Source organism: Pseudomonas sp. ADAK2 (assembly GCF_012935755.1).
Classification (GTDB): Bacteria; Pseudomonadota; Gammaproteobacteria; order Pseudomonadales; family Pseudomonadaceae; genus Aquipseudomonas.
This window is the reverse complement of the sequence record NZ_CP052862.1, coordinates 727,331-739,521: the sequence shown is the minus strand read 5'-3', so window position 1 is coordinate 739,521 and position 12,191 is coordinate 727,331. Positions and strand designations below refer to the sequence as shown.

Genomic DNA, 12,191 nt, shown 5'->3' with positions numbered 1-12,191 from the left:
TGTTGGTTTACTTCACCTGACGCTGCGGTGCCTTGTGCACCATGGTGTAGGCGTAATCCACGCCCATGCCGTAGGCGCCGCTGTGTTCGCGCACCAGTTCCATCACCGCATCGTAGGTTTCTTTATGCGCCCAGTCGCGTTGGTATTCGAGCAACACTTGCTGCCAGGTCACCGGCACCGCGCCGGCCTGAATCATCCGCTGTACCGACATGTCATGGGCTTCCTTGGTCGTGCCGCCGGAAGCGTCGGTGACGATGTACACCTCGTAGCCTTCGGCCAGGGCTTCCAGCGCGGGGAAGTTCAGGCAGACCTCAGTCCACAGCGCGGCCATGATCAGCTTCTTGCGCCCGGTGGCTTTCACTGCGGCGACCAGCGCCTTGTCTTCCCAGGAGTTCATCGAGGTGCGCTCGATCGGCTGCTGGTCCGGGAACACGCCGAGCAATTCCGGCCAGATAAAACCGCTGAAGCTTTCGGTTTCCACCGAGGTCAGGATGGTCGGCACGTTGAAGATCTTCGCCGTCTTGGCCAGGGCCACGGTGTTGTTCTTCAGGGTCTGGCGATCGATCGATTGCACGCCGAAGGACATCTGCGGCTGGTGGTCGATCAGGATCAGGGTGGAGTTGGTTGGGTTGAGCAATTCACGGATGGACATGGCGAGTTCCTTTTGATGTCGATGAGGTGTGTTTAATGGGTTAGCCGTTGTTTGCTTGGCTTGGCGCTAATGTAGGTCCTGGCCATTAAAGGAACAATTCCCTAGAATCGGGAATCATTGATTCCAAATTGGGGACAATCCTTGGATCGTATCGAATGCATGCGCGCGTTTATCGTCACCGTGGGTGAAAACGGCTTCGCCGCCGCAGCCAGGGCGATGGATGTGCCGCGCTCCAAAGTCAGCAAACAGATTCAGGCGCTGGAAGAAGCCATCGGCGTGCAGTTGCTGCAACGCACCACCCGCAGCCTGCACCTGACCGAGGCTGGTGCCGAGTATTACGACGCCGCGCGGGAACTGATCGCCTCACTGGACGAGGCCGAGCAACGGGCGCGGGACGGTATCGGGGAATTGCGCGGCGTGCTGCGGATCAACGCGCCAATGTCCTTCGGCTTGCGGCGATTGGGGCCGCTGATTCCGCTGTTCCATGAACAGCACCCGAACATCGAGTTGCAGCTGGTGTTGAGCGATCAGCAAGTGGACCCGGTGCGCGGTGGTTTTGATGTGACGCTGCGGATTGCCAGCATGCCGGACTCATCGATGATCGCCCGCCTGATAGCCCCGGCCCCACGAATCATGGTCGCCTCGCCGGCCTACCTGAAACGTGCCGGCACGCCCCAAGTGCCAAAGGACCTGACCACTCACCAATGCCTGAACTATGGCTATCTGCAAAGCGGCGTCAGCCTGCAACTGAGCAATGGCAAGGACTCGCAACGGGTCAACGTCACCGGCCCGCTGCACGCCAACAATGGCGACTTGCTCGCCCAGGCTGCCGAGGCCGGGATGGGCATCGCCCTGCTCCCGGATTTCATCGTTGAAGACTCGTTGGCCGCCGGTCGTTTGGTGCCGGTGCTGTGCGAATGGCAAGCGCCACCGATCACCATCAACGCGGTGTACCCATCGGCGCGGCGAGTGCCGCAGAAGACCCGCACGTTTATTGATTTCCTGATCAAGGAACTGGCGCCACGGTGAAACTGGCGGAAGGCAGCCGGAGTCGAACCTGCCCGGGAACGGATGCCGTCCCCAACCGGGTTTGAAGCCCGGCCGCGCCACCGGGCGCGATTGCCTTCCTTATTCGTTGGCCTGAGCCAATGCACTGTCGAGACGGATCTGGCGGCGATCACCCATGCGGCGAGTCAGGCCGATCCGGTCGAAGTACTCAAGAATCTGCACGCTGCGTTTGCGCCCCAGCCCCACCGCATCACGAAACGCCGCCACCTCGATCACCGGATTTTCCCCGGCCAGTTGCATCAGCATAGCCGCCAATCGTCGCAGCACCGCGTCGGTGTAGAACAGGTCGCGCACCACTTGATGCAACAACCCCAGCCGCGCCATTTTGCGCAGCAGCGCGCGCACCGCCGCTTCGTCATGCCCGAGGTCGCGCACCCACGGCGGGTTGAAACCGGCCTGTTCGAAGGTTGGCTGCAATTGCTCCCACAAGGCTTCGTCTTCGGCGCTCAGGCGCACTTGATGATCCGGCAGATGCAGCCACGGCCCGCTGCTGACGAGGGCGCCACTGACGAGCAATTCGTCGAGCAGGCTGATGAAGGTCGGGCGATCCAGCGCAGTGCCGGTGAAGCGACGCAGGCGATCGCGGTCCGGGCCCATTTGGTCCGGTTCCAGTTGATGGAAGCGTGCGAGGTGCTCCAGTAACGGCGGCTTCAAGGCGTCCCAGCGAATCGCACTGAACAACAGCGGGCCTTGTCGGGTGTTGATCAGGCGCACGTCATCGGGCAAAACCCAGCTATCGCGTGGGCGATTGAACTGACGTTCGAGACGTTGCGGATCGAGGCCAGTGTCGCTGTGGGCCAGCAGCGCGGGCATGACGGCTTCGAGGCTGTCGGTGCTGGCGAGGACGTGTAGCTGCGCCAGTCGCTCGGGGCTGCGGCGATGCCGGCTCGGTGCGAAGGGGTCGAGCACGCGGCCGCCGCCTATCGTGCGTTGGGCGCTCTGGTCGCGCAGGATCAACGGATCGCCCTTCACCGCGTGTACCGGCGCATTCAGCAGCAGTTGCGCGAACATGCGCGCGCCGGGGGCCAGGCTCGGGCCTTCGAGCAACGCTACGCGTCCGGTCACGTCCTGAGTGCCGAGGTGCACGTGCACCGGGTGGAAATGCGGGAATGCGGTTATTTCGCTGGGCAACAGCTGCATGTCGATGTCCAGGCGCTGGGTCGGCGCGTGCAGCCACTCGGGGAGTAACCAGTGGCCACGGTGGATCTGCTCCAGGTTCAAGCGATCAGCGCTCAAATTCAGCGCGACTCGTTGCCCGGCGAAAGCATGATCGGCCGCCTGATTCTGCGCATGCAAACCCCGCACTCGCACCGGTTTGCCCAACGGCCCGAGCAGCAACGTATCGCCCACCGCCACGGCCCCTGACAACGCCGTGCCGGTGACCACGATGCCGGCGCCCGCGACACTGAAGGCACGGTCAATCGCCAGGCGAAACCCGCCAAGGGTACTGCGTTGAACAACGTCCTTTTGCACCTTGAGCAAGGCTTCACGCAAGGTCTCGACACCCGCGCCCGTCACACTCGATAACGCAATCAACGGTGCAGCGGCAAAAGGCCCGGGCGCCAACAATGCTTCTATCTGCGCTCGAACCTCCTCGACTCTGGCAGGCTCAACCCGATCACACTTGGTCATCGCCACCAACGCCCGAGGAATCCCCAGCAACTCGACAATCGCCAGATGCTCACGGGTCTGCGGCATCACCCCGTCATCCGCGGCCACCACCAACAGCACCAGATCAATTCCTTGCGCACCGGCGAGCATGTTGTGGGTGAAGCGCTCATGCCCCGGCACGTCGATAAACCCGGTCAACGCCGCACCTGGCTCCAGCGCCGCATACAGATAACCGAGGTCGATGGTCATGCCCCGCTCACGCTCTTCGCGGCGACGATCCCCTTGCTGGCCGGTCAACGCCTCCAGCAACAACGTCTTGCCGTGGTCGATGTGCCCGGCGGTACCGACGATCACCCCTGCCCTCCGACCCACTGATCGAGTTGCGCCAGCCATGCGGCTTCATCGTCCAGCTGCCGCAGATCCAGCCATACCGCGTCATCGTCAATGCGCCCGAGCACTGGAATCGGCAAGGCGCGAAACGTGGCTTCCAATCCATGTAAATACCGGCCACGCAGACGCTTTGACACCAGCGGCCGCAAGCACAACGCCGCACTGGGTAAACGCGCCACCGGTTGGCTGCCACTGCCGATCATGCCCAGCGCCTGAATTGCGCTGACATTCCAGTTTTCCCCCAACACCTGCGCCAATGAAGGTTGCAGGCGTGCAGCCTGCGCGAGGATGTCAGCCTGAGTCCGAGTCAACAGCCGCAAACTCGGCAAGCGCTCAGCCAGCCGATCCGGATCACGGTATAAGCCCAACACCGCTTCAAGCGCCGCCAAGGTCAGTTTGTCGACCCGCAACGCCCGTTTCAGCGGGTTCTTCTTGATCTTCGCGATCAAATCCTTGCGCCCGACGATCAACCCGGCCTGCGGACCACCCAACAACTTATCGCCGCTAAACGTCACGATATCCGCACCATCGAGCAGCGCCTGACGCACCGTCGGCTCGGCCGGCAAGCCCCAGCGCGTCAGGTCCAGCAAACTGCCGCTGCCCAGGTCCTCCAGCAGCGGCAAGGCATGCTTGTGCGCCAACTCGGCCAGTTCCGCCGTCGGCACGCTGGTGGTGAAACCCGAGATCGCGTAGTTGCTCGCATGCACGCGCATGATCAGTCCGCTGCGCAGTCCGATAGCCGCTTCATAGTCCTTCGCGTGGGTACGATTGGTGGTGCCGACTTCAACCAGCTTCACCCCGGCGCGGGCCATGATGTCGGGGATGCGAAACGCGCCGCCGATCTCAATCAGTTCACCCCGAGAGATGATGCCTTCCTTGCGCGCGCCCAGGCTGTTGAGGGTCAGCAGCACGGCGGCGGCGTTGTTATTGACCACGGTGACTGCTTCAGCGCCGGTCAACTCGCGGATCAGGCCTTCGATCAAATCATCACGATCACCGCGCCTGCCGCTGTGCAAATCGAATTCAAGATTGATCGGATAACGTGCCGCCATCTGCACCGCTTCAATGGCTTCTTCCGGCAACAACGCCCGCCCGAGATTGGTATGCAGCACGGTCCCGGTGAGGTTGAACACCCGACGCACCTGGCTGCGATGTTGCGCAATCAGCCGCTCTCCCGCCCTGCCCGCCAGCACTTCAGGCGCAATCTCGACCGCCGTCAGTTGCCCTGACAACACTGGCTCGCGCAGGTCATCCAGCAACTGCCGCAAACTGGCGAGCAAGGCATCGCGTCCGTAGCGCTCGGCCAGCGGCTGGCACGCCGGATGGCGCAATAGACTGTCGATGGAAGGCAGACGCAGGTTGGACATCAGCAGCACCCGAAAGCAATGGACCGTCGCGCCTGAGTGTAGACGCTGGGCTTAATCGCTTCCGGGGGCCAACAGCAGATTCGGCGCCAGGCGCTGATAACCTTCCTGCTCCAGACGCATGTCCAGCAGCAGGCTGGTCAGGTCGGTCGACAGCGCTTCGGCTTCAGCGTCGTTTTCCAGATAAAGCAATTTCAGGTAGCTGTTGCAGCCCGGACAGACTTCTGCGCGCAACGGCGCCTGATTCGCCGCGTGCCGATCATCGTCGAGGCTGACGTATTCCAGGCCTTTGCTCTGTTCGCAATACACGCACTTGACCCGCACCACATGCCATTCACAGGCACACAGCGAACACACCAGATAACGCAGACCGTTGAACTTGCCGCGATGGCGAATCACCCCGGCCATGGCCGGTGAACCACAGGCCGGGCATTGGCTGAGGCTGTCGCCGGGCTTGAGCTCCAGGTTCGGCGTGTCCAGCAGCCAGTGGCTCCAGGCAACTTGCAGCGCTGCGCCGAGGAATGGCACCACTTCGGCGGGCAATAAAGAGTATTGACCGCTGACCAACGCAACACCCCAGGCCTTGAGCTCTCCGGGATTGGCGCCTAGCAGTATGTTGATCGCGCTTTTGACCGCCGCCTGTGGCGGTGGCTTATAGCGCAGCAACAGCGCGTACAGAAACGGCAGCCAATCCGCCTCGCGCACCAGAGTGTCAGCGGCGAACGGTGGCAAACCGTGTTGCTGGCAGACCTTCAGCCGTTCGGAATCGGGCATCTCATCCACCGGCAGGTCATCCAGCATTTCCTGTTGCAGATGACACAACCCGGCCACCAGCCGCAGGTAATCGGCCAGCGGGTGCCCCTCGGCCAACCGCTCCAGCCCCAGCGCGCGCAGGGTGAACAGGTTACGCGGTGGCAAATGCAGAAACGGCGGAGAACTCGCCGCCGCTTCGATTTCGCCAGGCTCAAGAATCGTCGCCAAGTGCTTATCCTTTTCTGATCGGTGGATCGGGGTCTTCGTCGCGGGTCACTTCCCGGTACCACAGTTCATGGTGCTTTTTCGCCCAGGCGCGGCTGACCCAACCGTGGACCATGGCGCTGACCGAGCCCTTGATCCAGATCCCGGCGTAGATGTGCACGATGATGCTCAACACCAGTACAAACCCCGCCAGCGCGTGCAGCAGCATGGCCCAGCGAATGGTGGTGATGCCGAAGTACTCGCTGAAGTACGCGCGCCAGATCACCAACCCCGTGAACAACAACCCTAACATGCACAACAGCAACGTCCAGAACAGCAGCTTCTGGCCGGGGTTGTACTTGCCAATCGGCGGCACGCCCTCTTCCTCGTTTTTAATCACCCTGTCTATTCGCTTGAGCCACAGTCCATCGTTGCGAATAAAGAAATTGGCCGTCCAGAAGCGGATCACCAAGCCGAGGAACAGCACAAACATCACCACCCCCATGAACGGATGCAAAATCCGCGTCCACGGCCCGCCGCCAAACAGATTGCTCAGCCAGAACAACGCCGGGTGAAACAGCGCCAATCCCGACAGCGCGGCCATGAAGAACAGGATCGCCACCAGCCAGTGATTGGTCCGCTGATTGGCGGTGTAGCGCAGGATCTGCTTGCGGATCATGGTCTGTCCTCCCCGCGCGGATCAAAGGTGTGCACCGATGGATCGACTTCGTGCACCGCCGGATCTTTCAGCGGTGGCAGCTCATCCTCTTCGACAATCTGCGGCCCGACGCGCACGTAATGGAAGAATCCGACCACCACTGCCAGGCCCATGGCCAGTAAACCCAGGGGTTTGCTCACGCCTTTCCACAGGCCCACCAACGGACTGATTTCCGGGTCCTTCGCCAGCCCGGCGTAGATCTGCGGCGTGTCGGCGTGGTGCAACACATACATGACGTGGGTGCCGCCAACCCCGGCCGGGTCGTACAAACCGGCATTTTCGAAACCGCGACTCTTGAGATCGACGATACGTTCGGCGGCGTGTTCCTTCATGTCTTCCTTGGTTCCAAAGACGATGGCGCCGGTCGGGCAGGTTTTCACGCAGGCCGGTTCCAGCCCTACCGCCACCCGGTCCGAGCACAGCGTGCACTTGTAGGCCTTGTGGTCCTTTTGCGAGATGCGCGGAATGTTGAACGGGCAACCGGTGATGCAATAGCCGCAACCGATGCAGTGGTCCTGGTCGAAATCGACGATGCCATTGGCGTGCTTGATGATCGCCCCCGGGCTGGGGCACGCCGCCAGGCAACCGGGCTCGGCGCAGTGCATGCAGCCGTCCTTGCGGATCAGCCATTCGAGGTTGCCGGCGTCGGTTTCGTGTTCGGTGAAGCGCATCAGCGTCCAGGTTTCCGCCGTCAGGTCCTGGGGGTTGTCGTAGGTGCCGAGGTTATGGCCGACGTCGTCACGCAACTCGTTCCATTCCGAACAGGCCACCTGGCACGCCTTGCAGCCGATGCACTTGGTGGTGTCGATCAGCTTCGCCACTTCTTCCTGGTTGCGCGCCGACGGCGGCACGGTGGTGGTGGCCGAGCGGGCAATAATGTCTTGGCTGGCCATTTAGACTTTCTCCACGTTGACCAGGAATGACTTGGATTCCGGGGTCTGGGAATTGCCATCGCCGAGGAACGGCACCAGGGTGTTGGTGAGATAACCGTGACGCGTCAACCCGGTAAAACCCCAGTGCAGCGGGATACCGATGTGGTGCACCACCTGGCCGTTGACCTGCAGCGGCCGAATGCGCTTGGTCACCACCGCCACCGCTTCGATAAAGCCGCGCTTGCTGCTGACCCGCACCTTGTCGCCGGCAACGATGCCTTTCTCCTTGGCCAACACTTCGCCGATCTCGACAAACTGCTCGGGCTGCGCAATCGCGTTGAGCTTGCAGTGCTTGCTCCAGAAGTGGAAATGCTCGGTCAGCCGGTAACTCGTCGCCGCGTATGGATAATCCTTGGCCACGCCGAGGGTGTCCCACACTGAATCGAAGATCCGCGCCGCCGGGTTGCTGGTGGCTTTCTTGTTGTTCGGGTGCAGCGGGTTAATGCCGATCGGGGTTTCGAACGGCTCGTAGTGCTCAGGGAATGGTCCTTCGTTCATCTTGTCCACGGCGAAGAAACGCGCCACGCCTTCGGGGTTCATGATGAACGGGTTCATCCCGGCTTCTGGCGGCGAATCGGCCTTAAAGTCCGGCACATCAGTGCCGGCCCAGGCCTTGCCGTTCCACCACACCAGGCGTTTTTTCTCATCCCACGGCTTGCCTTGCGGGTCCGCCGAGGCGCGGTTGTAGAGAATTCGCCGGTTGGCCGGCCAGGCCCAGGCCCAGCCCAGGTGTTGCTTCATGCCGTATGGATCGCTGTTGTCGCGGCGGGCCATCTGGTTGCCGGTTTCGGTCCAGCTGCCGCAGAAAATCCAGCAGCCGGACGCGGTGCTGCCGTCGTCCTTGAGCTGGCCGAACCCGGCCAGTTGCGCGTTGCCCTTGATCGCCGCGCCGGTGGCATCGGTGAAATCGAGCGTGGCGTTGCCGTTGATTTCCTTGGCCAATTCTTCAGGTGACGGTTCGTCAGGGATTTTGTATGGCCACGACAGTTTGAGGATCGGATCGGGATACGCCCCGCCCTCGGCTTGATAACGCTTGCGCAGGCGCAGGAACAGTTCGCCCATGATCTTGATGTCGGTCTGCGCTTCGCCCGGCCCATCCGCGCCCTTCCAGTGCCATTGCAGCCAGCGGCTGCTGTTGACCAGCGAACCGTCCTCTTCGGCGAAACAGGTGGTGGGCAGGCGGATGACTTCGGTGTGAATGTCCGCCGTGGTCACGTCGTTATACGGCCCGACGTTTTTCCAGAACTCCGAGGTTTCCGTGGACAGCGGGTCCATCACCACCAGCCATTTCAACTTGGCCAGCGCCGCCATCACCCGGTTTTTGTCCGGCAACGCGGCAATCGGGTTGAAGCCCTGGCACATGTAACCGTTGACCTTGCCCTGGCCCATCAGGTCGAACATTTTCAGGATGTCGTAGTTGGGGATGTCGAGTTTGGGCAGGTAGTCGAAGGCCCAATGGTTCTCGGCGGTGGCGTTGTTGCCGTACCAGGACTTCATCAGGCTGACGTGGAACTTGCTGTAGTTCTGCCAGTAGGACAACTGCCCTGGCCGCAACGGCATTTGCGTACGTTTGTTGATGTAGTTGGCATAATCCTGCTCGCCGTCAGTGGCCAACGTCAGGTAACCGGGCAATGCATTAGAGAGCAAGCCGAGGTCGGTCAGCCCCTGAATATTGGAGTGTCCGCGCAAGGCGTTGACCCCGCCGCCGGGCATGCCGACGTTGCCCAGCAACAGTTGCACCATTGCCGCGCTGCGGATGATTTGCGAGCCGATGGAATGCTGGGTCCAACCGAGCGCGTAGAGAATCGTCATGGTCTTGCCCGGTGTCGAGCACGTGGCGATTTCTTCCCAGATTTTCTTGATGGCGTCCACGGGCATGCCGCAGATCTGGCTGGCCAGGTCGATGTTGTAGCGGCTGTAGTGGGTTTTCATCAGCTGATAGACGCAGCGCGGGTCTTGCAGGGTCGGATCGACCTTGGCAAAACCGTCCTCGCCCAGTTCATAACCCCAGCCGGACTTGTCGGTGTACAGGCGTTTTTCCGCGTCGTAGCCACTGAAAATCCCGTCCTCGAAGCCAAACCCGGCTTTGACGATGAACGAGACGTCGGTGTAGTTGCGCACGTACTCGTGCTGGATCTTGTCTTCGGTCAGCAGGTAACTGATCAGCCCGCCCATGAAGGCGATGTCGGTGCCGGTGCGGATCGGCGCGTAATAGTCCGCCACGGACGCGGTGCGGGTGTAGCGCGGATCGACCACGATCAGCCGGGCCTTGTTATGCGCCTTGGCTTCGGTCACCCATTTGAATCCGCAAGGGTGCGCTTCTGCTGCGTTGCCGCCCATCACCAGGATCAGGTTCGCGTTGGCGATATCGGTCCAGGTATTGGTCATGGCACCACGGCCGTACGTCGGGGCAAGACTTGCCACCGTCGGACCGTGTCAGACACGCGCCTGGTTATCGAACCCCAGCATGCCGAGGCTGCGAATCACCTTGTGGGTGATGTAGCCCGCTTCGTTGGACGCCGCCGAGGCCGCGAGGAACCCGGTGGTCAGCCAGCGGTTCACCGTTTCGCCCTTGGCGTTCTTCTCGATGAAATTGGCGTCGCGGTCGGTCTTCATCAGGTCGACGATGCGGTCCAGGGCTTCATCCCAGGAGATGCGCGTCCATTCGCTGCTGCCCGGCTTGCGCACCTGCGGGTACTGCAAGCGGCCGGGGCTGTGAATGAAATCCAGCAAGCCCGCGCCTTTGGGGCACAAGGTGCCGCGGTTGACCGGGTGATCGGAGTCGCCTTCGATGTGGATGATACTTTGGGCGACGTTCTTGGCCTGGTCGCCCTGGCTGTACATGATCAAGCCGCAACCCACCGAGCAGTACGGGCAGGTGTTGCGGGTTTCATGGGTGTGGGCGAGTTTGAAATGACGCACTTGCTCGGCGAAGGCTGTCGCGGGGAGCATGCCCAGCGCGCCGAGGCTCGAGCCCGCAAGGCCGATACCGGCGACCTTGAAGAACTGACGACGGTTGAGGTCCATCGTGCACTCCTGATCAGGTGAAGACCCGGTGCTTTGCCGGGTTTTTCTGGACAGACACGGTCGCGGCAGCATGGCTGCCGGTACTTCAAACTTTAGGCCAAGGTGATGAGTTCAAATATGAAAACCGACCGTCGGCACCCCGCAGATCCCTTGTAGGAGCGAGCGGTGCGGCGATCCGACTTGCCCGCACCGCTCGCTCCTACAGGAGAATGGTGTGCTCAGTGAGGGTTGGGGCTTATCATGGCCGCCGTGATTAATCCCCGCCCTTTATGAGACTGAGCATGACCTTCGATTTCGATCAGGTGTTCGACCGCCACGCAACCGGCAGTACCAAATGGAGCCGTTACCCGGCCGACGTGTTGCCGATGTGGGTCGCAGACATGGATTTCGCCGCGCCGCCGGTGATTATCCAGGCCCTGCAAAAACGCCTGGAACACCCGTTGCTCGGCTATAGCGTGGCCCCGGACGACCTGCGCGACGCCATCGTCGCCGACCTCTGGAACAAATACGCCTGGCGGGTACACCCTTCGGAGCTGGTGTTTTTGCCGGGGGTGGAATCGGGGTTCAACATGGCGCTGAACGCGCTGGTCGAGCCGCAGCAAAACGTGGTGGTGCAAACCCCCAACTACCCGCCGCTGCGCCATGCGCCAGGGCACTGGGGTTTGAACAAGGTTGAGCTGGAATTCGTCGCCCAGGCCGACGGCTCCTACGCCACACCCCTCGACGCCTTGCGCCAATCCCTGAACGGTGGCGGCGCGCTGCTGCTGAGCAACCCGCACAACCCGCTGGGCAAGGTGTTCCCCCGGGAAGAACTGCAAGCCGTGGCCGATATCTGCCTGGAACAGAATGCCTGGATCATCTCCGACGAGATCCATGCGGAGCTGTGTTACGACGGGCGCGTGCACATTCCTACGGCGTCGCTGAGCCCGGAAGTCGCCAAACGCACCATCACCCTGATGTCGGCGAGCAAGGCTTACAACATCGCGGGTTTGAAGACCTCATTCATGATCATCCAGGATCCGGCGCTGCTGTCGCGGGTCAATCACGCCCGTTGCGGGTTGGTCGATAGCGTCAACCCGCTGGGCCTGGAAGCCACCCGCGTGGCTTACACCGAGGGCGGGCCGTGGCTGGCCGGGTTGATGGCATACCTGCACGGCAACCGTGATTATCTGGTGGACGCGGTGCGTACGCGGCTGCCGGGCGTGACCATCAACGTGCCCCAAGGCACCTACCTGGCGTGGCTCGATTGCTCGGCGCTGGGGCTGGAGGATCCGCAGCGGTTCTTCCTGGAACAGGCCAAGGTCGGGTTAAGCGCTGGCCTGGATTTTGGCGATCACAGCAAACAGTTCGTGCGCCTGAACTTCGGCTGCCCGCGGGCGTTGCTCGAAGAAGGGATTGCGCGGATGGAGCGCAGCCTGAAAGCCTGACCGCCACCCTGTAGGAGCGAGGCTTGCCCGCGAAAGCGGTGTGTC

9 protein-coding genes and 1 tRNA gene are annotated in these 12,191 nt (G+C 61.9%); 2 read left to right on the top strand and 8 right to left on the bottom strand.

The window, feature by feature from the left end:
• Positions 1 to 7: 7 nt before the first annotated feature.
• The gene (locus HKK52_RS03360; RefSeq protein ID WP_169369454.1) at positions 8 to 652 is read right to left on the bottom strand and encodes a hydrolase; all 645 of its coding nucleotides are present in this window, start codon (positions 650 to 652) and stop codon (positions 8 to 10) included.
• 141 nt (positions 653 to 793) lie between these two features.
• On the opposite strand from HKK52_RS03360, the gene HKK52_RS03355 reads away from it, so the two are divergent.
• The gene (locus HKK52_RS03355; protein WP_169369452.1) at positions 794 to 1,681 is read left to right on the top strand and encodes a LysR family transcriptional regulator; all 888 of its coding nucleotides are present in this window, start codon (positions 794 to 796) and stop codon (positions 1,679 to 1,681) included.
• A gap of 3 nt (positions 1,682 to 1,684) precedes the next feature.
• Here HKK52_RS03355 and HKK52_RS03350 read toward each other — a convergent pair.
• From HKK52_RS03350 to fdnG, 7 genes are all read right to left on the bottom strand, one after another.
• Positions 1,685 to 1,780, bottom strand: a tRNA-Sec gene (locus tag HKK52_RS03350).
• The gene (selB, locus tag HKK52_RS03345) at positions 1,781 to 3,685 is read right to left on the bottom strand and encodes a selenocysteine-specific translation elongation factor (RefSeq protein WP_169369450.1); all 1,905 of its coding nucleotides are present in this window, start codon (positions 3,683 to 3,685) and stop codon (positions 1,781 to 1,783) included. It abuts the tRNA gene before it with no gap.
• Positions 3,682 to 5,088 carry an L-seryl-tRNA(Sec) selenium transferase gene (gene selA, locus HKK52_RS03340; protein ID WP_169369448.1) on the bottom strand — a complete coding sequence of 469 codons (1,407 nt, stop codon included), beginning with the start codon at positions 5,086 to 5,088 and terminating at the stop codon, positions 3,682 to 3,684. Before selA ends, selB begins: the two co-directional genes overlap by 4 nt.
• 51 nt (positions 5,089 to 5,139) lie before the next feature.
• Positions 5,140 to 6,066 (bottom strand): formate dehydrogenase accessory protein FdhE, encoded by a 927-nt coding sequence (fdhE, locus tag HKK52_RS03335; protein ID WP_169369446.1) that lies wholly within the window; start codon positions 6,064 to 6,066, stop codon positions 5,140 to 5,142.
• 4 nt (positions 6,067 to 6,070) lie between these two features.
• Entirely contained in the window at positions 6,071 to 6,721 is a 651-nt protein-coding gene (locus HKK52_RS03330; RefSeq protein WP_169369444.1) for a formate dehydrogenase subunit gamma, read from the bottom strand.
• Complete coding sequence (gene fdxH / locus HKK52_RS03325; RefSeq protein ID WP_169369442.1) at positions 6,718 to 7,653, bottom strand: formate dehydrogenase subunit beta; 936 nt, start codon at positions 7,651 to 7,653, stop codon at positions 6,718 to 6,720. The genes HKK52_RS03330 and fdxH overlap by 4 nt, the downstream gene beginning before the upstream one ends.
• Positions 7,654 to 10,719, bottom strand: coding sequence for a formate dehydrogenase-N subunit alpha (gene fdnG / locus HKK52_RS03320; protein WP_169369440.1), 3,066 nt, complete (start codon positions 10,717 to 10,719; stop codon positions 7,654 to 7,656).
• Between the two features lie 281 nt (positions 10,720 to 11,000).
• Here fdnG and HKK52_RS03315 point away from each other — a divergent pair, with 281 nt between their 5' ends.
• Complete coding sequence (locus tag HKK52_RS03315) at positions 11,001 to 12,146, top strand: MalY/PatB family protein (protein ID WP_169369438.1); 1,146 nt, start codon at positions 11,001 to 11,003, stop codon at positions 12,144 to 12,146.
• Positions 12,147 to 12,191 lie beyond the last annotated feature (45 nt).